Origin of the sequence: Acinetobacter sp. YH12039 (genome assembly GCF_013420015.1) — a bacterium.
Classification (GTDB): domain Bacteria; phylum Pseudomonadota; class Gammaproteobacteria; order Pseudomonadales; family Moraxellaceae; genus Acinetobacter; species Acinetobacter amyesii.
In genome coordinates, this window is record NZ_VOZA01000027.1 from 18,323 (window position 1) to 41,012 (window position 22,690).

Genomic DNA, 22,690 nt, shown 5'->3' on the forward strand with positions numbered 1-22,690 from the left:
TTTTGGTTAAGCTAAGTGATGAAAATTGCATAAACATGACTAAAATAACTCGAGACTTGAACGAATGATCGAAGCATTTTTAAAAAAACTTCCCTTTTACGACAAGAAATGGTTTCAGTTTGTTTTATTTGTCATTCGACGTTTTGAAGCCGATCGCTGCCGTGAACAAGCAGGATCATTAACCTATACCACCTTGTTTGCAGTGGTACCCATGTTGACCGTATTCTTGGTCATCATCTCCTCAATTAAAGCTTTAGAACCTGCTCGTCAACAGCTTCAACAATTGATTTATAGTAATTTTCTACCGAAAACGACAATTGCTTTTGATAAAGCACTGAATGCATTCACCGATAAATCCAGTAACCTGACTGTTATTGGTGTACTGTTTTTATTCATTACCACAGTTATGATGCTGACCAGCATTGAGACAGTATTTAACCGAATTTGGCGGGTGCGTGAGACACGTGGCGGCATTATTGGCTTTATGCGCTATTGGACTATTATCTCATTAGGCCCAATCTTACTGGGTAGCGCATTTGTTGTGTCATCTACCTTGGCCTCTATGAATGTCCTCAGCAATAATTTTGCCGGCTATGAACTGGATGGGGCTTTTCTGCTGTGGATCTTGTCTTTTTCATTGACCATTTTAGGTTTTTTCATTCTGTATTGGACGATTCCCAACCGCAGTGTGCCGATTAAGGCGGCGCTGATCGCGGGTGTCTTTAGTGCCGTGGTCTTTGAACTGCTCAAAAACCTCTTTGGCTTTGTCATGTCAAATTTCACCAGTTATCAAATCGTTTACGGTGCTTTTGCTGCAGTGCCAATTTTCCTGCTTTGGATATTCCTTTCATGGAATATCGTACTGATTGGGGTAGAAATTAGTTATGCACTGACCGCTTTCAATTCGGGCAACGACCAAAAACGTCATCCTGTTATTATGTTGATGGATTTGCTTGAATTATTTTATAAAAAGCAAAAACTCGGTCAGAGCGTGACAGAAAAAGAAGCGCTTGAGGTTTTAGGGCGTGATGAAATCGGCCGCCTGCCAAGCTATATTTTATTGTTTGAAGAGCAACACCTGATTAAACGTACAGATGATGATCATTATGTTTTAGTTCGTAATTTAACCCAAGTGGACTTTTGGAGTTTTTACAGTAAGCTGCCCTATCCGCTCCCTAAACGGCAAGATTTAGGTCGCGTCGATCCAGATGATGTTTGGATGGAAAAAATTGGGCCGCAACTGGTCGAATCGGATGATTATCTCGCGGCCAAACTCTCGATTCCACTTGCGACTATTTTTGAAGAAAAATAAGCGTAAATAAAAAAAGGAGAGCCGTAGCTCTCCTTTTTTATTTATACATGATCTTAGGTCGCTGTGCGCTGACGTCCCATCAATTTAGACAACCACCGATGCAAGGTTACCGTCATCACTCCGACCATTACTAAGGCCGTCCCCAAAATAAAATTCAGCTCAATCGTTTCGTTTAAGATCAATACGCCAAAGACTAGACCAAAGATTGGAGTAAGGAATGAAAAAACGCCCAGACCATTGGCCAGATATTTACTTAACAGCCAAAACCACAACATCAGGCTGAAAAATGAAATAATGAGCACATGAAAAATCATGCTGCTGATGGACAGCACCGTCCAATGTACAGTCATTTGTCCTGTCAGCCATGCTACGGGTAATAAAAACACGCAACCACCGACTAACTGATAAAACAGCGTCTGAGTTGGAGGTGCATCAGAGAGTTTGGTGAGTCTTAATGAAATGGTGGTCAAGGCCACATCACCCCTGCAAGTAATGCCATCGCATCACCCAACAGGGCTTGAGTGTTGACTGTAGTGCTACTTTCACGTCCCATAAACGACAGGACAATACCTGAAAAGGCAATAAAAATACCGACCCATTGGATCGCTGTAAGCTTTTCTTCAGGCAACTTCCAATGTAAACCTAGTGCCACGAATATCGGTGCGGTATAGAGCAAGACAACGGTATGTGATGCAGAGGTATAGTGCAGGGATTCTGCCACTAAAATAAATTCGGCTGAAAATAAAAACGCCAACCAGATACCCGGCAGCAAGTATTCTCGAGTATATAAATGTGTCCCCGGCTTAAGACGAATCAGTGGAAAAACCAACAGCGCAGCCAAACCCGATCGAATGGCAATTTGCATGATCGGCGCAATATCAACCGCGGCCAATTTCAAAATGACCTGCTGAATCCCTAAAATCATGCACAAAATAATCATCAGACCAGAAGCTTTTGCATCTAGCGCCTTACGCTGTTCCACACTTTTTACTCGACAATACGACAAGCAACACTATAGAACTGTCAGAAATAAAATATATACTTCAAAATAGACAAGTGATCTTCTTATTCAGGCAAAATTTCTCATGCGTCATAAAGCTCGTGCAGATCATACGCAGTTGCAACAACTTCCCACTAACGATGAAATTCAAGCAGCGCTGTGGATCAGTTTTCGTGACGATCCTGCACTGTCTGTTTATCCCGTTCATGGGCATGCTTGGGGCGAGTTTGTCTATGCCTTTAATGGCGTGATGGAAGTGAACATCAATCAGATAGACTATATTACCCCACCGCCTTATGGCATTTGGCTTCCCCCACACTTAGAACACAGTGGTTTAAATCGTACCGCGGTTTCACATGGCACCTTATATGTACATGAATCGCTATGTACTCACTTACCGAAACAACCTGGGATTTTACTCAGCTCGCCCTTAGTCACCGCGATCTTCAGCCATTTGCGTCTCTTACACCAACAAGCCGACCTCATGGAAAATACGGCCGAATATCAACGCTTGCTTCATGTGATCTTAGATCAACTGCATCAAGCTAAACTGGTCAGTAGCTATTTACCGCATTCGGAACATCCTGCCCTCAAACAATTGCTTGATTATTTACACCAACATTCTGCGGATCAAAGCTCGCTTGAGCAATTGGCACAGCGGATAAACATGACGGAACGTACTCTGGCACGTTATTGTCAAAAAGAACTTGGGATGTCGCTGCATGAATGGCGACAACGCCTCAAAGTCATGAAAGCCATGTCGATGCTCAACGCAGGTCAAACCGTCGAAAATATTGCTTTAGAACTTGGTTATGCCAATGCCTCGGCGTTTATAAATATGTTTAAAAAATGGATGCTTTGCACCCCAGATCAGTTTAGAAAATCTGCCTTAAAGCCCTAAATGTGTTTAAATTTAGCTATAAGGGTCTCTATAAAGTGATTCAACAATCCGCTAAGATCAAAAAATCCACAAAGAATGATAATGACTCCCTTTCGAATGAATAAAAAAACCATTTTAGCGCTGTGTTTATCTGCCGTATTTTTAACGGCTTGTAGTTCCAAAGAACAGCGTGAATTTAATTCTGCACTCAAAACCGCTCAAACGGGCGATGCGACTGCACAAATGAAAGTGGGTGATTTATACCTCAGTGGAACGGGCACAGAACAAAATATCGAACAAAGTGTACATTGGTACAAAGCTGCTGCGGATCAAGGCACTACGGACGCATTCGCATGGTTGATGACTCAAGCCTACCAAGGAAACCCGCATGCAGATCAAGTGATTCGAAAGATGCAGCAAGATGGCAATATTTTCCTTGCACACTGGGTGCTAGACCTTGCAAAAAAGACTCATGATCCTGCTGCTGAATATACCGTTGGGTGGATGTACGACACTGGAAAAGGCTTAATTCAAGATAAACACCAAGCGCAAATTTGGTATGAAAAAGCCGCCAAACAAAAGAATGTCGAAGCGATCAAAGTCTTGGGAAATCAACATTATTTTTCTGAACATCCTTCGTCTACACCCGACAAAGCTGCCGAATATTTAAGCTATGCTGCAGAACAAGGGCAAGATGCCGACTCCGCGATGAAAATGGCACATTATTATCATTATGACATTCGTGATGGTGAAAAAGCGCGACAATGGTATGCCAAAGCAGGTGCATTGGGAGACACCGACTCACAGCATATGGCCGAGACCTATGAAACATGGAAAGACACCGGCCCTTTACAACCGAATGAGCCACCGCAATCAAGCAGCACTGAATAGATCAATCAAAAAAGGCTGCATTAAGCAGCCTTTTTGTATGTCGTTCACAGATTATTTGACAAAAGTTGTCCAAACAAAATCCTGATTTTTGCCTTTCAGGGTCATTTTCAACTGCTCACCTGACTGTAGTGCCGCAACACCCGCAGGCGTACCCGTCATGACCACATCACCCACTTCAAGACTAAATACTTGGCTAATATCGGCCAGTAATGTACCCACATCAAAAATCAGCAATGCGGTATCACCGTTCTGACGCAGTTCATCATTGACATGCAAGGTATAATGTACATCTTTCCAATCTTGAACCACCTCTTGGACATCGACCCAATCCGCAAGGATGCAAGAACCATCATAAGCTTTGGCACGTTCCCACGGCTGACCTTTTTTCTTTAAGTCATCTTGTAGATCACGCAAAGTCAGATCTAGGCCCAAAGTCACAGCTCCAACTGCTTCTAAGGCTTTGAGAGGATCAGTTTCAGCCGATAAAGGACGATCAATACGTAAACTTAATTCGCATTCATAGTGGCAACTGCCCCATGCAGGATTCCATGAGATGCCTTGCTCTAATGCGGTTAATGCACTTGGCGGCTTCATAAAAAGCACAGGACGGTCAGGAATTGCATTGCCTAATTCTTTGGCATGATCTGCATAACTACGACCGACGCAAACAATTTTAGATGGACGTGACTGCATACTACTCCCTCTTTTGTTATGAATAGATTGTCTTAGTGCTGAAAAGTATTGCTAAAAATCGCTTGGTCCGCAGTATCTTTAAATGCACTTTTCGGCACAATAATCACGGTTTTATTTTTCAGCTCAAGCATATAGGTCAATTTGCCTTCAGCAAAATTGGCCACTTCAGCATAATGGAAGATATTCTTACGACCATTGGCATGAATTTCTGCATAGTCTTGAAATAAATCAATACCTTGTTCACTTTTTCCTAATTGGTATTTTACAAACTGGCGTTTAAACATCATCGGTAAAAACCAATAACGCATGATACCTTGAAGAAGTAAAAAGAAAGCACCCAGCCCAACATAGTAGGCACCGACACCATTTACACCTAAGTAAAAACCCCAGATGATAATCCCAAGGCTAATGGCTGGCGTTAAAAAACGCGTAAATTGCTTTTTGCCAAAAGTAGCTAGTGCAAAACCATCCTGTGATTCTTCTAGATTTAAAAAATAGCGCAGCGATAATGCAGGTAGATTTTCAGACATAAGCGTATGAATATTTAAAAATGAATTGCGCTAAATACTACACCACAATTCAAACTTGCTTCATGCTTTTTAATGGTCGGTTGTAACACATCACTACTTCCCTTCCCTCTAGAAATACGTTAAAAACAGCAACAAATAAAAGATTGCATACGCAGGATGTGACATGCAGATAACAAAAATAATCATGGTGCTGGTGTTTCTGAGTGGACTGAGCATATCGACCAGTTGGGCCAAATTCGTTCAATGGCAACCCCAGATCCCTAGTAGTTTGGACTTATTTAATGGCAATGCCAAAGCCTTGGCAAATCTTGCCGGTGATCACATCGTGATTTTTGCACATCCTTCACAGCAAATTAGTCTACCCACGATGAAAGCAGGACAAAAAGTCGTTGGTAAATTTCAAAGTGCCGCGGTGGTTGTCCCAACCAACAGTAAAAATGTCGCCAGATTACTCAGTAATTATCCAAACTACGCCGGCTTATTTCCCACGCTAAAATCTGCTGAGGTTTTGCAACAGCAAGGTTCAACCAGCCAAGTTAAATACCGCATCCATATCCCGACACCTATTCCGGTTTTAAACTTTAAAGAAACCGTGGTGATGCAGCACCAAATTCAGCACAACAGCATTAATAGTTTGATTCTAGAAGCACCAGTGTCCTTTGGTGCAGGGAAAATTGAATGGTTTGAGATTGATGCACAACACACCTTGATTAGTGTGACCCAATGGGGCGATTTAAATCAGCCCAAAGGTTTTTTGTTTAGCAAAATATTAAATGCCTTACCCGATGCCAAATTAGGGATTCCTGCGGGAACCAATGGTTTTTTACTCGAATCATTACAGCGCCGATTTAAAGCCTTTAGTAGTGAAACTCTCGCTGCAAATCAATTGCCTGAACTCAAATTGAATGCCTCTCAACTCGACAAAATCACCCAATTAAGTCAAAGCTCGAAAGAACCTGTGTCCTTTATTTTGACAGCGCAGCGCGTTCCCTTTGGGCAAAATTATGAATTGATGCGCTTTAGCACCAGTTTTCAATATTATGCACAAGAGCCTTCGAGCTTACAGCGCTGGATTAATGTGTCTTCGTTCAAGCACTTATTTCCAAGACAAGTCAAACATATGCAAGTGCAGAAAATTAATCCGCACCTCATGGATGCCGACTATAAAATTTCGGTGGGTTTAGGTGTGATCAATATTCCCTTCGATTTTAAAATGCGTTTTAACTATCCCGATTTATTGCAAAATCAATACACCGCAACAGGTGGGGCCTTAAAGTTTGTCCGAGGTGCTATGCATATTCGCCCCTTACAACAAGGGTCGTTATTACAATTGACCAGTGCGGTGAAGATTGATGACAAAGCACCGTTTTTACTTCGCGCCATGCGCAGTATGCCGTATCACGACATGTTACCGGCTTTAGGGGGCAATACGGTCTTTGCACTCAAAGTTAAACAAAAGCTAAGTTAGAACCTTGATTGATGAACTGAATTTATTGTTTTTAGCTATATTTCAGACACAAAAAAACCGCAACATGTGCGGTTTTTTCAATCTTGATCAAGTTGGTGCGCTCAGAGAGATTCGAACTCCCGACCCCTTAGTTCGTAGCCAAGTGCTCTATCCAGCTGAGCTATGAGCGCGACGTCTTGATGAGGCTCATTATACGTGATTTTTATTTTTTGTTAAGAGCTTTTTCATATAAATTTAACCAAACGCACAGCAAATAAACAATTGCCCTTTAAACACGCTAAAAATCAGCCAGATTTACTTTTTTAATGGCTTTTTCATCACAAGTTTGGAATCTACAGGTAGCTGTACTCACTTATAAATGCTCAAAATAGATAACAAATCTATCGCCATCATTGAATCGCGGCTTTAACTCACCCAACTTTTCTTTATCTTAGCTTTAAAAAATGCATCGCCATGAACATCTGAAATGAGGGTTTATCTGCTGAAAAAAGCAAAATCAAATTTACTGATGGGTCGTCTTATAAAATACAACGCTTTATACAATCTAAGTAAGAGACAAAAGACAAAAGACAAAAGACAAAAGACAAAAGACAAAAGACAGCTATATCAAAACGATAAATCACAAGCACAAAAAAACCGCAACATGTGCGGTAATTTGTTCAAGTTGGTGCGCTCAGAGAGATTCGAACTCCCGACCCCTTAGTTCGTAGCCAAGTGCTCTATCCAGCTGAGCTATGAGCGCGTAACTTGTGTCGTCTTAAAAGACTACGTTTTCAGATTTACTTATTGGTGCGCTCAGAGAGATTCGAACTCCCGACCCCTTAGTTCGTAGCCAAGTGCTCTATCCAGCTGAGCTATGAGCGCGACATAAGTAAATCGTGGCGGTGAGAGAGGGATTCGAACCCTCGATACAGTTGCCCGTATGCATCCTTAGCAGGGATGTGGTTTCAGCCACTCACCCATCTCACCGTAACGTGCCGCCATAATACAAAGATCATGATACGACTGCAAGCACAGTCGTTATATTTTTTTCATTTTTTTACTCAATTAGATATTTTTTAAACGATTTTCAAAAAATTAGTGCAAAATTAGTTCAGCACGCACTGCTGTCCCCTACTTTTCAGCTTTAAACATTATAAAATATCGGCATAAAACACTTTATTGCAATCAATTGCGTGCAGTATCTGCTTGCATGACTTATGCTAATCCTAATCTTCTGATTTGAAGCCAAATACATATGAAAAACTGGGTCGACCCTGAAGCAAAAGCTGAAGCCGAACGTTATGACAATCCAATTCCAAGCCGTACTCTGATTCAAGAGACGATTGAACAACTGAAAACTGCAATGTCGCATGCCGATCTTGTAGAACATTTTGAAATTGCCGATCAAAAAAGTATTGATGCACTGAGTCATCGTCTGATTGCGATGGTTCGAGATGGTCAGTTGATGAAAGATGGATTTAAGTTCCAGCTTGCAGCTGAGCAACCGACTCATGAAGCAACGGTTTATATCAACTCAAAAGGTTTAGGCACAGCCAATATTAGTGGTGAAGATGACCTTTTACTTCCTGAACGTGAGTTGCGTCAGGTGTTTAATGGTGACCGTGTTAAAGTCCGCCAAACGTCGGTAGACCGTAAAGGCAAGGCATGGGGCTTTATTACTGAAGTTCTACAGCATCGTGTCAAAGAAATTATTGGTAAAGTGTCTGAGTATGAAGGTGAATATTTTATTCAGCCGGCAAATCCCAATGCACACCAACCGATTACTTTAGAAAAAGAATTAATCGAGCATGCCAAAGTCAAACTCGGCGACTCTGTGCGTATTGCGATTGACAGCTACCCAACCAAAGAAGAATTTGCGACAGGTCATATTGTTCAGTCGATGGCAGATAAAGCAGACACTGAAATTATTATTCCACAAACCATTTTAGAATTTGGTTTACCTTACGAATTCCCTGAAGCGGTACAACAAGAAGCCAACAGCTTTAAAGAGCCATCAGAACAAGATCGTGAAGATCGTGTCGACTTACGTGATTTAGCGCTTGTCACCATTGATGGTGAAGATGCCCGCGACTTCGATGATGCCGTGTATGCGGAAAAACGTCCGGGTGGTGGTTATCGTGTTGTGGTGGCAATTGCCGATGTCAGCCATTATGTACGTCCGGGTAAACCGCTCGATGACGAAGCTCAAGAGCGCGGTACATCGGTGTACTTCCCTCATTTTGTATTGCCGATGTTGCCTGAGGCGCTGTCGAATGGTTTATGTTCTTTGAACCCACACGTAGACCGTTTATGTATGGTCTGTGATTTAAACTTATCTCGCGCGGGTCGTGTTACTAAGTTTGAATTCTATCCGGGTGTGATGCATTCCAAAGCTCGTTTGACCTATACTCAAGTGGCCGAATATTTTGAGGGTAATAGTCAAGCCATTCCTGAAGACCGTGATGTACGTAAATCGGTCAATACCTTATTCCAATTGTATCAAGTGTTGAAAGGCTTACGTGCTGAACGCCACGCGATGGAATTTGAAACCGTTGAAACTTATATGACCTTTGATGAGCTAGGCGGTATTAACGAAATCCTACCGCGTAGCCGTAATGATGCACACAAACTGATTGAAGAATGTATGTTGCTGGCAAACGTCGCAGCGGCAGAATATGCATTAAAAAATGAAATTCCTATGCTGTACCGTGTGCATGAACCACCTGAGTTCTCACGCATTCAAAAGGTTCGTGATTTTGTGAAGTTATTGGGTCTGCCATTCCCTGAACAGCCAACTCAGGCCGACTATCAAGCCGTGATTGATGCCACGAAAGACCGTATTGATGCTCCAAGCATTCATGCCGTTTTACTCCGCTCAATGATGCAAGCCTATTATGGCGCGAACAATGCAGGTCACTTTGGCTTGGCTTACGAAGCATATACGCATTTCACATCTCCAATCCGTCGTTATCCAGACTTGTTACTTCACCGAGCCATCAAAGCACAATTGAAGAAAAAACCTTACCCAATTTCTGGCGCTTCGCTGGATGATGCGGGTGAACACTTCTCTGCGACCGAGCGCCGTGCAGATGAAGCATCACGTTCTGTCACTACATGGTTGAAGTGCCATTACATGCAGCAACATTTGGGTGAAGAGTTTGTCGGCACTATCAGTGCGACTGCTGAATTTGGCCTGTTTGTAACGCTCAAAGACTTATATGTTGATGGCATGATCCACGTCAGCCAATTGGGCGATGACTTCTTTGTCTATGACCAACCGAGTCAGAGCTTAATTGGTCAATCTCGAGGTCAAGTTTTCAGTCTCGGCGATGAAGTAAAAATTAAAGTCGCTGGTGTGAATCTAGAAGAGCGCAAAATCGACTTTGAATTGATTCAACAATTGAGCCATGCAGGCCGTGCTATTCGCGCGCGTGCCCCTCGTGTTGCAAAACCCACAGCCAAAGAAGAAGTCTTTTCAGAGCGTAAAACCAACGTTGCTGAAGATGGAGAACAGCCCATACGACGCAAAAAAGACAAAGGAAAACCCAGCTCCTACAGCCAAAAACCTGCTAAAAAATCTGCAACAAAGTCTGAAGCGAAGGCTAAAGATAAAGTGAAGAAAAAGTTAAAAGTAAAAAAGAAAAAATCCAATGCCAAAGCAAAGGGTGAGTAAATTTTACTAAATAAAAAAGAGTGCTACGGCGCTCTTTTTCATTTAATATATCTCTATAAAAATAAACCACTTAAAAATCATGACATCACAGAAAATTACTAAATACTATTACCATGAATATGTAATATGCTTAGTCTTTGTACTTAGTATTTCAGCACTGATTGCTCTCTTTTTTATAGACTTCACCCCAACAAATCAAGTCAAAATCACAGCCTTCATTGTTGCAACGTTGATTTATTTGGCTGTTTTGATCTACTTTTATGTTCTGCATAGATACGGACAATGGATCATTCCACGTACATGGACAAATGTACAAAAAAAGCCAAAATTCTATTTTTTACTCCTCTTCCCTATTTTTGTAATTCTGTTTCTTTACTTAAATCTAGTTGTCTATCCTCCTCTGCTTCATACCCTAGTTTTGGGTACACCTACTGTGGTGACATTGGAAGCAAGCGCTGTTAAAAAACATGGTAAAAAAGGAAGTGTCTACTATTCTATTGAAACACCGTATGACTCTACTGGTATGTTTCGAATCAATGTAGATGAATATGAACACTACAAAAATCAAAATCTATTCATAAAATTATCGGTCATTGAGGGGCGCTTTGGCACCTACATCCAAGATATTCAATCTATCCACGGTGAAACAAGAGCGAATAAATAGCACCCAAGGCTTGATTTATCCTTCTAGAAGCCTTACTTCTACAAATAACACAGGAAATAAATCGGCAGACCGGCATGACATTAGAAAAGGCAACTTTGCCTGTTCCACAATTTGACCAAATTACCCTTGCAGACTTAAAACAAAAGATTGAACAGAGCATTGCCCAAGGTCAGGCATTTTTAAAAGAATTAACGGATGTACCCGAATCCGTACAAGCACAACTACAAGTACTCGAACACGTCGATACCCTTGAAAATAACATGAGTGAAGCATGGGGCGTGCTTTCGCACCTCAATGCTGTCATGAATAATGCCGAAACACGTGAAGTTTACCAATCTTTACTACCCGTCCTGAGTGAGTACTATACGCAGCTAGGTCAGCACACAGTATTGTATCAAACGTATCAGCATGTACATGACAACAGTGTTTTCGACACGCTTCCTGCAGCACAGCAAAGCGCGATTAAACTTGCGTTACGAGATTTTAAACTTTCAGGCGTAGCCTTAGAAGGTGAACCGAAAAAACGCTATGCAGAAATATCTGCACGACTTTCACAGTTATCATCAGACTTTTCCAACCACGTATTGGATGCCACCCAAGCCTACTTCAAACCCTTAACTGAAGCGCAGCTCAAAGGGTTACCTCAAGGCAGTATTGAACTTCTGAAACAATATGGTCAGCAACGCGAACTCGAACAGGCTGTAGCCACACTCGACTTCCCGTCTTATATTGCCATTATGACCTATGCAGAAGACCGCGAAGTGCGTGAAGCGCTCTATAAAGCCTATACCACACGTGCTTCTGATCAGGCAGACTCTGCTGAATTTGACAATACAGCAGTCATGGAAGAAATCTTGAAGCTACGTCAGGAAATGGCAAGCCTGCTTGGTTTTAACAACTACGCCGAATTGTCCTTGGCAAGCAAAATGGCACCCGATGTAGCAACTGTAGATCAGTTCCTGATTGAACTGGCAGAACATGCGCGTGCACCAGCAGAGAAAGAAATCGCTGAACTGAAAGCCATTGCAGCGCAAGACGGTATCACTGAGTTACAACCGTGGGATGCCACTTTCTATTCAGAAAAACTCAAAGTTCAACAGTTTAATTTGTCACAAGAAGACCTGAAGCCCTATTTCCCTGCACCTAAAATTATTCAAGGCTTGTTCAGCATTGTAAATCGTCTCTATGGCATCAATGTAATCGAGCGTGAAGCGCCTGTTTGGCATCCTGATGCACGTTATTTTGAACTTGAAGATCAAGGCAGCGTGATTGGCGGTTTTTACTTTGACCTGTATGCACGAAGCGGTAAACGTGGCGGCGCATGGATGAGCGGCTTCCGTTCACGCATGCAAACTGAAAATGGTCTGCAAAAACCAATTTGCTACATGGTCTGCAACTTTACCCCACCTGTCGGTGAGCAAGCTGCTTTACTCACTCATGATGAAGTAACAACGCTGTTCCACGAATTTGGTCATGGCTTACATCACATGCTCACTGAAGTCGATAATATTGCTGTGGCTGGTACACATGGCGTGGCGTGGGATGCAGTAGAGCTACCAAGTCAATTCATGGAATTTTGGACTTGGGATCAAGAAAGTTTAGATTTGCTCAGTGAACATATCGAATCAAAACAAACATTACCAGCCGATCTGCTAAAAGCATTACAAGATGCGCGTTTCTTCCAGTCTGGGATGCAAACATTACGTCAAATTGAATTTGCCATGTTTGACCTAAATATCCATAAGGCCAACCCTGCTTTGGACGCTACAGGCATCCAAAAAACCTTAGATGAGATTCGTCAAAAATATGCAGTTGCACCCACCACTTCGTATAACCGTTTCCAACATGGTTTCAGTCATATCTTCGCAGGTGGTTACGCTGCTGGTTATTATTCATACAAATGGGCAGAGGTTTTGGCGAGTGATGCCTTCGACCGATTCGAAAATGAAGGAATTTTTAATACTTCGACTGGCAAGTCGTTTAGACAATTTATTCTAGCAGTTGGCGGAAAAGATACGGCACTTGACGCATTTATCAATTTCCGCGGACGCGAGCCAAAAATAGATGCTTTGCTGCGTCATCAAGGTTGGACGAACGCATCTAAAAACGCTTAAACTAGGGACCTTAGTTAGATTCAAGGTAAGTATGATGACCATTAAACGACGCTTCATTGCAGGTGCAAAATGTCCAAAATGCCAAGCGATGGACCGGGTTGTCATGCTGACCTCTGGCGAAGACGAATGGATCGAATGCATTGATTGTGGTTACAGTGAAAATCGACCGACTCATGTCGATCAACCTGAACAACCTGCCGTGCCAGACGATATCGGTGTGATCCAATTTAAGCCACGTCAGCCTAAATAAAAATTAAGGTCAAGCAATGACAGAAGATCAAAGACATAATCCAAAATTGTTAGTTGGAATCATTGGGGGCTTAACGTTATTGATTGCTATCTTTTTTGCATATCAATGGTTAAGCAGCGGTACAGCAGATAAATCTGCACTTCAAGAAGAACTGGTCGCTGCACCGGCTAAACCGCCTGTTGCAACCCCTGTCCAATCTGAGACTGAAGCATCAGTCCCTACCGCAGAGACTGAAACCATTAAATTGGTCGAAGAAGACATTTTAGATGCAGCTGTGCCTGAAAATGCCTCTTTAGCCAAAGAGGAAATTGCCAAATTAGATGACATTCAACAGCAATTGAATGATCAGGAACAAAGCTTAAAACAGCAGCATTCAGATGCAGATGAGCTGATTAAACTGAAAGAAGAACAAATTAAATTACTCGAAGCCCAGTTAGCACAACAAGCAAAATAACCGACTTCTGCTACACCCTGCGTACTTATAGGCTAGAATATCATCAGATTTTCTAGCCTTTTTGTTATGTCCACTACTACACCACAAAATATCCCCAAAGCAATTGGCTTTCTCATGCTATCAGCGCTGCTTTTTTCCATTATGGGGGTTTGTATACGCTATGCATCTCACACGGTAGATAATGCCACCATCGTATTTTTTCGAAATGCGGTTGGCTTATTGATCTTTCTCCCTTTGATCCTGCAAAAAGGGAGCACATTTTTTAGAACTGAAAAACTGTGGATGCATACATGGCGTTCAATCGTAGGCTTGGTGGCAATGTATGGCTTTTTTTATGCCATTGCACACTTAAAACTCTCCAATGCCATGGTCTTCACCTATTCCTCACCGATCTTTATCCCCTTAATTGCATGGTTATTTTTAAAAGAAAAAATGACCCTGAGTATGCTCATTGCCGCAGTCATTGGTTTAATCGGCGTGCTCTTCGTCGCAAAGCCCGATGCAGGAATGTTCAATCAGTTATCACTCATCGGACTGAGCGCAAGCTTCTTGGCAGCCATGGCATTTGTCACTGTCCGTGCGCTTACAGCAACAGAACCGCCTGAACGCATTGTGTTTTATTTCTGCTTTTTTGGCACACTTATTTCCATGATCCCAATGTTTTGGCTCTGGCGTCCCTATAGTTTAAAAGAGTTAGCTTTTCTGATTACAGCGGGACTTTTGGCCAATATCAGTCAAATTTTTATGTCCAATGCCTATAAGCTCGCACCCGCAGGTCAAATTGGCCCCGTGAACTATATCACGATTATTTTTGCAGGTATTTGGGGCTTTGTTCTTTGGCAGGAACTGCCAGACATTTACAGCCTATTCGGCTTTGCTTTTATATTTTTAGCGATTTTGCTCTGTAGTCCAATCCTACAAAATAAGTTTAAAAAGTCATAAAGATTCAAACCATTTACCATCAAATGCACAGCCCCTTATTCAATAAAAAAGCACCCGAAGGTGCTTTTTTAATGCTTCAAAATTAATTTATTGATACCAACCAAACAGCTTAAAGAAATACGGCAGATACGCAATAATCAACATTGCAGGGAACAGCACAATCAGCGGCAAAATCCAACGTTCATAACGGTAATAAAACGACAAGTGACGAACTTCAGCATCCGCTTCATTGACTTCAGCATCCCCTATCGACTGTCGGGCCAAGAGGTGGTTCAATGCAACTGGAGGCGTAACATAACCTAGCTCAAAACCAATGAGTGTAATCATCCAAAAATGCACAGGATGAATACCGTATTGATAGGCTACAGGAGCAATAGTTGCAGAAATTAAAATGACTGCGCCAAACGGATCCATAATCATACCCACAAAGACCATCAATCCGACAATCAATGTGATAACCAAAAAAGTACTGCTGATATCAGTTGGGAATAAACTCATGACTTCAGTACGCTCTAGCAATCCACCAACGCTTACCGAAAGCGCCATCAAAATAACCAAAGCACCGATATGTCCAACGGTTTCACTGGTCGAAATATGCATCGACTTCCAAAAACCAACTTGACGTAGAATCTGCATAGAGCTGGATTGAGCCACTGTATGATTCGCAGCCTGCCCATCATCTGTGCTATTACCATGTAATCCTTCACGGTATTCTGCATGTGCAACCTGTGCGCCGGCTAAAGCAGGTTCAGCATTCGCACTATAATTTGCTGTTAGTGTTTCATCCCAATGCCCAACTGCTGACAATGGTGCTGGCTGATGACGTAATTTATCCACTAAAACGATCATCAGCAGAATAACAGGCATCATGACTGGTGCAGTAAATTCATTTAAATCTGTATTCAATAAATATTTATAGAACATCCAAATCAGCACGAAAATCACAATATAAGGAATAACGGCTAAGAAGGCACGTCCTGACTGCGGCGCTGCCACATTGGCTTGAGCAATACGGAACTTATGTTCTGCAAAAAATAACGACACAATTAAAAACATCGTAGATGTCAGCAAGAACGTATAAATACCATATTGATAAAGCAGATCCGTGGTCACTTCTTTATTTAGCGATGCAACAACCACAATCAATAAGCATGGACGTAAAACCACCCCAAGCGAACCGGACATTGCTGTTGCAGCCAAGGCAAATTGACGGCGTCCGCCAGCGTTCCACACTTCCTTATAAATAATCGCGCCTGCCGCAATGACAAAGATCCCCGATGCTCCAGTATAGGCTGTAGGCAATGCTGCTGCGATTAAAATCAGCCATGTTAAAGTCTCAGGAGCTAAGTTCCATGGGCGTAAAATATTCAAGAATAAATCTACGACACGGGTTTGCTTCAACAACATACCCGCCCAAATGAATAACGCTAGATTCAGGAAAATACTTGAAAACTCGACCAATTGCCCTAAATAGATGCCTTGCCCCATCGGGTAGTCCATAAAGAAGATAAAGGCGATACCTGTAATCAACGCCATATACGCATATAAAGGCACGCTTAGGAACGCGAAACTAAGACTACCGCCCTCTTTGGCATCTTTTGGCGGACTAAACAATTGCAAAACACTGATCAATGTCAGGATTGAGAACAGCGTCATCCACATCCAATAAATCAGTTCAGTTTCGGTGGTCATTGGAACTCCCGAATTTTTCACTGAATTGAATTGGCTGATACTTGAGTAGGTTAACAGTCCATTACCGAAGCTCATCATCAGGCTATAAACACGATAATCCTTCTTGGTTGCAGGACCGCGTAGACCAATATGATGAATTTTCAATGTCGCACTAATCGCAGCTATAACCACCATAAAAATCAACAAAATGGCGCGATTTTCAGTACCAAATTTAAAGATACCGAAGAAGCTTGTTTCAAAATTACGATAGACGCGAATACTCGGATGCTTCTCCATATGTTGCATGGCTTTATCATAAAATTGATACTTTTCTTCACACTGCTGCACACTCGCTAAAATAGACGAACGAACGTCATTCTCAGATGCCGTACCAAAAAAATCAGCAAACTCATCTGCTGCATTGGCTTGCATTTGAGTTTTCACCAACGCATCGACATTCGGGTTACGGTCACATTCAGGCTTGGTCGGTTCTGCACGTAAAAATGAATACTGCATCCCAATGCTTTCATTACCATACAAACGCTCACCAGTACGCAGAAGCTGACCATGAATCATCTCCCCTGTACCGATAATCAATGTAAGCAGAAGCAAGATCAACACGACTAGAGTCGAAATCCATTCTGTCCAGACATACCTTAACAGCCCGACGATGCCGGATCTGTTTTGTGCATCATTTTGCATGAGTCTTCCTATTTTTTATTTTGGAGCCTAGCGGAGCCAAGCATCCTTTTCCTTAGCGGCTCGAGAAGATCCTTTCCCTGACCTAACTGTTTTATTATTACGTTTAAATTTGCATCAATATTCAAAACATTAAAATGACAATATGTATTTTCTTTTCGGTTTTTTTTGTCAACCCAATCACCTAAAGTGAGCTAACGATCCCAGAAATAATTGCCAACAAGATAGAACAAGGCGATGATAATGCCCCAAATCACCCCCAATAAATGTGCTTCGACTAAAATGGGGCTTCCAATTAATTCAGCCGTTCCCGTATTGCCCACGGTATTTTCCCACACCAATTTTGCCAAAATCAGCAACAATACAAAGGCTGCAAAATTTCGCTCCCGTCGATACATCAAATGCACACAAGCGACCGCGACATAGGCACCATGTAAGACACCAGATAATCCGGCATAGGCTTCAATATCGGGTAAGAAAAAATAGAAACTTAGACTGATTAAAGGAGATAAAATCAATAAAATGGCAACAAAATGCCATGTCGAAACTCGTGGGAAAATAAACGGTAAGCAAATAAAGGCCAATATATTTAAAACAAAATGAATCCAACCGACGTGAACCCAATGTGCGGTCCATAAGCGCCAAAAATCATGAAATAAGTCATCTTGCCAATAGATAAAATAATCTTTAAATACCTGTAGCGAGGCACAGATCGAAACGAATACGGCAAGAAAGACAATTTTCGGTATTAAAAATTGTAGTTTCATTTTCGCTCCTCCTGTACCTCACTTTTAAACGCTATTGCAAAGATTAATTTGCAGCTGTGCCACTGGTTTCAATATCACCACTAAACAAATCATCGAGTTCAGAACTATTGGCACTTTCATCCCAGAAATGTTCCATACCATCATCAGCCGTACGAACGCCTGTATGTTCAGTCCAATAACGATCTGAAATCCCTTTCACCATGGTTTCAGCCATGCTATCGATGAGCTTAAATTGTGGATTAACAGGTTTCTCATCGCTACGCGCTTGTGCAAAGGTACGTAAGGCATCACGGATTTTCGCATCATCGCCACTGGCTTGTGCAGCAACCGCATATAAAGCATGTGACAGTCTCACACCCTTTTGCTCACCAATTTGCGTAGATTGTTTCAATGTTTGGTATGGATCAGGTTTTCCATCACCTGCACCCGGCAATAACGTCCAGATCACAGCGCGGGTTGCATTTGGTGCGCCCCAGAATTTTTCATTATTCAGACATACCATACCGCGTTCAACAATCGCAGCAATGTCTTTTGGAACGTTTACCGCCCCACCTGAGTTAATATCATTGGTCATGGCCTGTAAGCCACTTAACATTCCCAACATATACACTGTTTGGTCAATGTCGCTGTTCATTTTTGGACAGCCTTCACCTAGACTTTTCTTATACTTCTTTTCAAAACGATCTTGAAATAATTGATAGCCGGTATATTGACGCTGTGCAGCAAGTGCCGCCCAACGCTTTTGCTCAACACGAGCATCCTGTGCTTCGGATACTTGGTTAGCTTTAGATGCACGTAAATAGCGTAACTCTGCATCCAAGGCTTTTTGTTCTGCACAAATCCCTGCTGCTGAATACATCAACACAGCCACACGTGTTGGGTCTGCGCCCATATCTTTGGTGGCCATAATGGCTGGAGTTAATGAATTACCTGAATTACACACCATTTCAGCATCTTCCATGGCTAAAATTGGTGGCACAATATGTTTTTCTGTAAATCCGAGTGCAACATTAGCACCGGTTTTTACAACCTGCGAACAACCCGCGAATAATGTACTTGTTATTGCTACAACTGCCACACCCTGGCATATTTTTTGGACGCTCGACATTTTCCTGTCCTCTATAATTGTGTTTATGTCCATCACGACAAACATATCAGAAGCAAAAAATGAATAAAAGAGTATTTGCTCTAATTTGAACGACACACTGTGCCATGAATCACGCTGAATGCAATTGACTGATTTTTTACAAAGACTAAATTTTAGGCAAAAAAAAGTAGCATAGCGACGGTTCGGCACATGCTACTTATTAACTGTGAAAGCGTTTGACTGCTTATTTTTGAGTTAACTGTTCCTTCAGCACTGTTCCTAGTCGTCCTATAACAATTGCTAACACAATCGCTATTACCAGAAACATCCAAGTTGGCATCATCATGATGATTTCCCTTAACGGCTGTTGGTAAGGCTAATATATAGGCAGAGAATCACCGCACAGCTTAAAATTGTCAGACAATTTAAATATTTTGCCAATAAATTTCAATCCTGTCAGACAAGATTATTTTACCCACAATATAAGATAATGAAATATTTGCATTTTATTGAATTTTAAAAATAAAGGCTGTCTAACAATTAGATCATTTTGGCCAATACTTTGAGTGATTTCCACTGTTTCAATGACAATTGATCGCGCCAAATAATCACTGGTTTTGCACGTGCATGCATAAAATACACCACAATATACATTTGATGATCCAAAATATGGCTTATTTGAACGCGTTGCACCGGGCGGTTGAGTCGTTGCAAAGACCAATCAGTTCCATCCAAATAATCTAGACTGGTGACGTGTAAATGCTTACGGAAAAACAGAACATAAACCACTAGCCCGATTAGGAAAAATATCCCCCAAAGCATGGGTGTTAGTAACTGATAAAGCAGCGTCATCAATACCGCAAAAATAAAAAACTGAAACGCATGCGATAAAAAACTGCGTTTCAGTTTGAATTGCCGATTATCCATGAACGTAATGTTTTAATTTTTGAATAAACGTTTTTAATTCAGGACGTGGCGGTTCACTAACTTCCATAAACCAATCCAACAAATCTGGATCTTCTGCAGCAACGAGTTCTGCAAACATGTCTTTTTCAGCTGCATCGGCTTGTAAATAGTAATTTTTGACGTAGGGATCAAAATAAACATCAATCTCTTTTAAACCACGACGTGCACGGTAGATCACTTTACGCTCTTCTAAGCTGATTTCATCAGTCATTGTCTTCCCCAATCGTTGAACCCGTCTAGTGTAACTCATCCACCCCATTGAAGTGGAGTGTTTTCACAGATTGACCGAATGCTTCATCGCATTCCCTGCTTTTGAATGTTCTGCACATTGCAGTCACTCGCTGCATCTTATAAGTTGAGACAAAGCCATAAAAATGAATAGGATATTCAAAATGCAATCTGGAGCGATTCGCCCACTCAACAACATGCTGCCACGTCAATTATTTAATGCAGAACATGATGCATTTCGTGAAACAGTACGAAAATTTTATGAAAAAGAAGTTGTGCCCAATATCGAAAAGTATGAAAAACAACAACATGTAGACCGTGACTTATGGAATAAAGCCGGTGCCATGGGCTTGCTTTGCCCGACCATGCCCGAAGCTTATGGCGGCTATGGTGTAGACCGACTCTATAGCATGATTCTGATTGAAGAGCAGGCCTATGCTATGGACTCCTCTACCGGCTTTTCACTGCACTCCGACATCGTGGCCAATTATATTCATAACTTTGGCAATGAAGAACAAAAGTTGCATTGGCTGCCGAAAATGGCATCTGGCGAAACCGTGACTGCCATCGCAATGACCGAACCGGGCACAGGTTCAGACCTACAAGCCGTACGCACAACCGCTACAGAAGATGGTGATGACTATATTATTAATGGGTCAAAAATCTTTATCACCAATGGCTATTTATGTGACATGGCAATTGTGGTCTGCAAGACAGGCAATAGTGAAAAAGGTTCAGCCAATTTATCGCTAATTATCGTCGAGGCAGATCGCGTCGGTTTTAGTAAAGGCAAACCTTTAAACAAAATTGGCATGAAAGGTCAGGATACCTGTGAACTGTTCTTTGACAATGTCCGCGTCCCTAAAAGCAACTTACTTGGCATGCAAGGTATGGGCTTTATGATGCTGATGAAGGAATTGGCTTGGGAACGTATGTTGGTCGCGATTATTTGCCAAGCCGGTGCAGAAGCAGCCTTTGCGCACACTGTTCAATACACCAAAGAGCGTAAGGCATTTGGCAAGACCGTATCTAGTTTCCAAAACACCCGTTTTAAATTGGCAGAGCTACGCACTGAAATCGATTTTTGTCGAACTTATCTAGACCGTTGTATGGAGCTGCAACTTGTGGAACAGCTCGGTATTGACGCAGCCGCAGCTGCTAAATACAAAATTTCAGAGATGTTCTCCAAAGTCGTGGATGAATGTCTGCAGTTGCATGGTGGCTATGGCTATATGCTTGAATATCCAATTGCACGGGCTTATATTGACAATCGAGCCAATCGTATTTATGCCGGTACCAATGAAATTATGAAAGAGCTGATTTCCCGCTCTTTATAACAAATAAGCCCATCAGATGATGGGCTTTTTTCATTCTTTCGATATCAACTTAAATCATTCACAAAATCACAGATTAATGCAGCGACCAATGCGGGTTGCTCTTTGTGCGGCATGTGATGAAGCCCTTCCAAAATCTCTAGCTCTGCATCAGCTTTTATACCCGAAAAAAGTTTCTGAGCTTGTGCTGTCGTCCCGTATTCATCCAGTTCTCCATGGATGATCAAGCTTGGACACTGTACTTTTCCAACATAATCTTCGAGGTTCCATTGACGGAAACTTGGTGAAAGCCAAGTTTCCGTCCAAGCATCCAAAACCCATTGGGCTTTATCCCCATGGTATTTAGCCAAGCGTTCAAGCTGTCCCGGCTGCGCAAAACCTGTTTTGGCTTCACGTATACCCGATAATGTCAGTTCTTCCACTTCATACTGCGCAGCTATGGTAATCAGACCATGACATTGTTCAGTATATTCACTGACAATCACGACTGACATTCCCCCGCCAACACTATGCCCCATCACGATAAACTGTTGAATGGAATAATGTTGAAGAAGTGCCTTAAAGCCCTGCCGCGCTTCAGCATAGACAAAATCTGTACTTAATAGATGAGGATTCGCTGACGATCGGCCAAAACCCAATCGATCATAGGCAATCACCGTTCTGCCAGACTCAGCAGCCAATTGCGCAGGAAAATCACGCCATAAATCCACACTCCCCAGTGAATCATGCATCAATATAATCGGGGCCAAAGTTGCATCTTTATCTGCTGTTTCAGGCTGCCAAGCTTTGGTATATAGCTCATAATCATTTAATTTTATAAATTCTGAATGTTCTTGATTCTTCACATTAACCCTGTGTGTTTTTCCTTGTTTTCAACATCATATATTTTTCAACAAATAAAGCGCATCAAATAAAACCCTAAAGTCACATATCTAAAGCAAAAAAAGGAGCATGATGCCACTGCTGTCCCATAGTTTGCTTTAAATAAAAAAACCTGAGTCCTAACAGTTAAAATATGAGTGCAAACAAACACTTTAACGACCAGGATTCAGGTTTTGTCACATCAGAATACCGTATTTCATGAG

The 22,690-nt window shown here is 41.9% G+C and carries 19 protein-coding genes, 4 tRNA genes and 1 pseudogene; 11 read left to right on the forward strand and 13 right to left on the reverse strand.

Going from position 1 to position 22,690, the window contains the following annotated elements; genetic code table 11:
• Window positions 1-64 precede the first annotated feature (64 nt).
• A complete protein-coding gene (locus FTT98_RS11680; protein WP_078192438.1) occupies window positions 65-1,312 on the forward strand; it encodes a YihY family inner membrane protein in 1,248 nt (415 codons plus the stop codon).
• Between the two features lie 53 nt (window positions 1,313-1,365).
• On the opposite strand, the pseudogene FTT98_RS11685 reads toward FTT98_RS11680, so the two are convergent.
• Window positions 1,366-2,294, reverse strand: a pseudogene (locus FTT98_RS11685) (DMT family transporter).
• A gap of 103 nt (window positions 2,295-2,397) precedes the next feature.
• Between FTT98_RS11685 and FTT98_RS11690 the strand changes: the two are divergent.
• Entirely contained in the window at window positions 2,398-3,213 is an 816-nt protein-coding gene (locus FTT98_RS11690; RefSeq protein WP_180177395.1) for a helix-turn-helix domain-containing protein, read from the forward strand.
• Between the two features lie 96 nt (window positions 3,214-3,309).
• Complete coding sequence (locus tag FTT98_RS11695) at window positions 3,310-4,083, forward strand: tetratricopeptide repeat protein (RefSeq protein ID WP_180177396.1); 774 nt, start codon at window positions 3,310-3,312, stop codon at window positions 4,081-4,083.
• A gap of 51 nt (window positions 4,084-4,134) precedes the next feature.
• Here the strand turns inward: FTT98_RS11695 and FTT98_RS11700 are convergent, their stop codons facing one another.
• Both FTT98_RS11700 and FTT98_RS11705 read right to left on the reverse strand, forming a co-directional pair.
• Window positions 4,135-4,776 (reverse strand): fumarylacetoacetate hydrolase family protein, encoded by a 642-nt coding sequence (locus FTT98_RS11700; RefSeq protein WP_180039495.1) that lies wholly within the window; start codon window positions 4,774-4,776, stop codon window positions 4,135-4,137.
• A 32-nt stretch (window positions 4,777-4,808) separates the two neighbouring features.
• Complete coding sequence (locus FTT98_RS11705) at window positions 4,809-5,306, reverse strand: YcxB family protein (protein ID WP_180008423.1); 498 nt, start codon at window positions 5,304-5,306, stop codon at window positions 4,809-4,811.
• A 163-nt stretch (window positions 5,307-5,469) separates the two neighbouring features.
• Here FTT98_RS11705 and FTT98_RS11710 point away from each other — a divergent pair, with 163 nt between their 5' ends.
• Complete coding sequence (locus FTT98_RS11710; protein ID WP_180177397.1) at window positions 5,470-6,774, forward strand: SRPBCC family protein; 1,305 nt, start codon at window positions 5,470-5,472, stop codon at window positions 6,772-6,774.
• A 93-nt stretch (window positions 6,775-6,867) separates the two neighbouring features.
• On the opposite strand, the gene FTT98_RS11715 is transcribed toward FTT98_RS11710, so the two are convergent.
• The 4 genes from FTT98_RS11715 to FTT98_RS11730 form a co-directional block, all read right to left on the reverse strand.
• Window positions 6,868-6,944, reverse strand: a tRNA-Arg gene (locus tag FTT98_RS11715).
• A gap of 495 nt (window positions 6,945-7,439) precedes the next feature.
• Window positions 7,440-7,516, reverse strand: a tRNA-Arg gene (locus FTT98_RS11720).
• Between the two features lie 45 nt (window positions 7,517-7,561).
• A tRNA-Arg gene (locus FTT98_RS11725) sits at window positions 7,562-7,638 on the reverse strand.
• 15 nt (window positions 7,639-7,653) lie between these two features.
• A tRNA-Ser gene (locus FTT98_RS11730) sits at window positions 7,654-7,743 on the reverse strand.
• 268 nt (window positions 7,744-8,011) lie between these two features.
• Here FTT98_RS11730 and rnr point away from each other — a divergent pair.
• The 6 genes from rnr to FTT98_RS11760 all read left to right on the forward strand — a co-directional run bounded on the left by rnr (window position 8,012) and on the right by FTT98_RS11760 (window position 14,853).
• The gene (rnr, locus tag FTT98_RS11735; RefSeq protein WP_180177398.1) at window positions 8,012-10,429 is read left to right on the forward strand and encodes a ribonuclease R; all 2,418 of its coding nucleotides are present in this window, start codon (window positions 8,012-8,014) and stop codon (window positions 10,427-10,429) included.
• Between the two features lie 79 nt (window positions 10,430-10,508).
• A complete protein-coding gene (locus tag FTT98_RS11740) occupies window positions 10,509-11,093 on the forward strand; it encodes a hypothetical protein (RefSeq protein WP_111885424.1) in 585 nt (194 codons plus the stop codon).
• Between the two features lie 74 nt (window positions 11,094-11,167).
• A complete protein-coding gene (locus FTT98_RS11745; protein ID WP_180177399.1) occupies window positions 11,168-13,207 on the forward strand; it encodes a M3 family metallopeptidase in 2,040 nt (679 codons plus the stop codon).
• Window positions 13,208-13,247: 40 nt separating this feature from the next.
• On the forward strand, window positions 13,248-13,457 hold the full coding sequence (locus FTT98_RS11750; protein WP_171256675.1) for a YheV family putative zinc ribbon protein: 210 nt from the start codon (window positions 13,248-13,250) through the stop codon (window positions 13,455-13,457).
• A 16-nt stretch (window positions 13,458-13,473) separates the two neighbouring features.
• The gene (locus FTT98_RS11755) at window positions 13,474-13,911 is read left to right on the forward strand and encodes a hypothetical protein (protein ID WP_180162895.1); all 438 of its coding nucleotides are present in this window, start codon (window positions 13,474-13,476) and stop codon (window positions 13,909-13,911) included.
• Between the two features lie 66 nt (window positions 13,912-13,977).
• Window positions 13,978-14,853, forward strand: a complete 876-nt coding sequence (locus FTT98_RS11760; protein ID WP_180008432.1) for a DMT family transporter — start codon at window positions 13,978-13,980, stop codon at window positions 14,851-14,853.
• Window positions 14,854-14,940: 87 nt separating this feature from the next.
• On the opposite strand, the gene FTT98_RS11765 is transcribed toward FTT98_RS11760, so the two are convergent.
• From FTT98_RS11765 to FTT98_RS11785, 5 genes are all read right to left on the reverse strand, one after another.
• Window positions 14,941-17,226 carry a TRAP transporter large permease subunit gene (locus FTT98_RS11765; protein ID WP_180177400.1) on the reverse strand — a complete coding sequence of 762 codons (2,286 nt, stop codon included), beginning with the start codon at window positions 17,224-17,226 and terminating at the stop codon, window positions 14,941-14,943.
• 191 nt (window positions 17,227-17,417) lie between these two features.
• The gene (gene rrtA / locus FTT98_RS11770) at window positions 17,418-17,990 is read right to left on the reverse strand and encodes a rhombosortase (protein WP_168379122.1); all 573 of its coding nucleotides are present in this window, start codon (window positions 17,988-17,990) and stop codon (window positions 17,418-17,420) included.
• A 43-nt stretch (window positions 17,991-18,033) separates the two neighbouring features.
• Window positions 18,034-19,098, reverse strand: coding sequence for a hypothetical protein (locus tag FTT98_RS11775; RefSeq protein ID WP_180021620.1), 1,065 nt, complete (start codon window positions 19,096-19,098; stop codon window positions 18,034-18,036).
• Between the two features lie 519 nt (window positions 19,099-19,617).
• Window positions 19,618-20,004, reverse strand: a complete 387-nt coding sequence (locus FTT98_RS11780; protein ID WP_078189263.1) for a hypothetical protein — start codon at window positions 20,002-20,004, stop codon at window positions 19,618-19,620.
• Entirely contained in the window at window positions 19,997-20,254 is a 258-nt protein-coding gene (locus FTT98_RS11785) for a succinate dehydrogenase assembly factor 2 (protein ID WP_078189264.1), read from the reverse strand. Before FTT98_RS11785 ends, FTT98_RS11780 begins: the two co-directional genes overlap by 8 nt.
• 181 nt (window positions 20,255-20,435) lie before the next feature.
• On the opposite strand from FTT98_RS11785, the gene FTT98_RS11790 reads away from it, so the two are divergent.
• Complete coding sequence (locus FTT98_RS11790; RefSeq protein WP_111885418.1) at window positions 20,436-21,608, forward strand: acyl-CoA dehydrogenase family protein; 1,173 nt, start codon at window positions 20,436-20,438, stop codon at window positions 21,606-21,608.
• A gap of 44 nt (window positions 21,609-21,652) precedes the next feature.
• On the opposite strand, the gene FTT98_RS11795 is transcribed toward FTT98_RS11790, so the two are convergent.
• On the reverse strand, window positions 21,653-22,450 hold the full coding sequence (locus tag FTT98_RS11795) for an alpha/beta fold hydrolase (RefSeq protein ID WP_373683036.1): 798 nt from the start codon (window positions 22,448-22,450) through the stop codon (window positions 21,653-21,655).
• Window positions 22,451-22,690 lie beyond the last annotated feature (240 nt).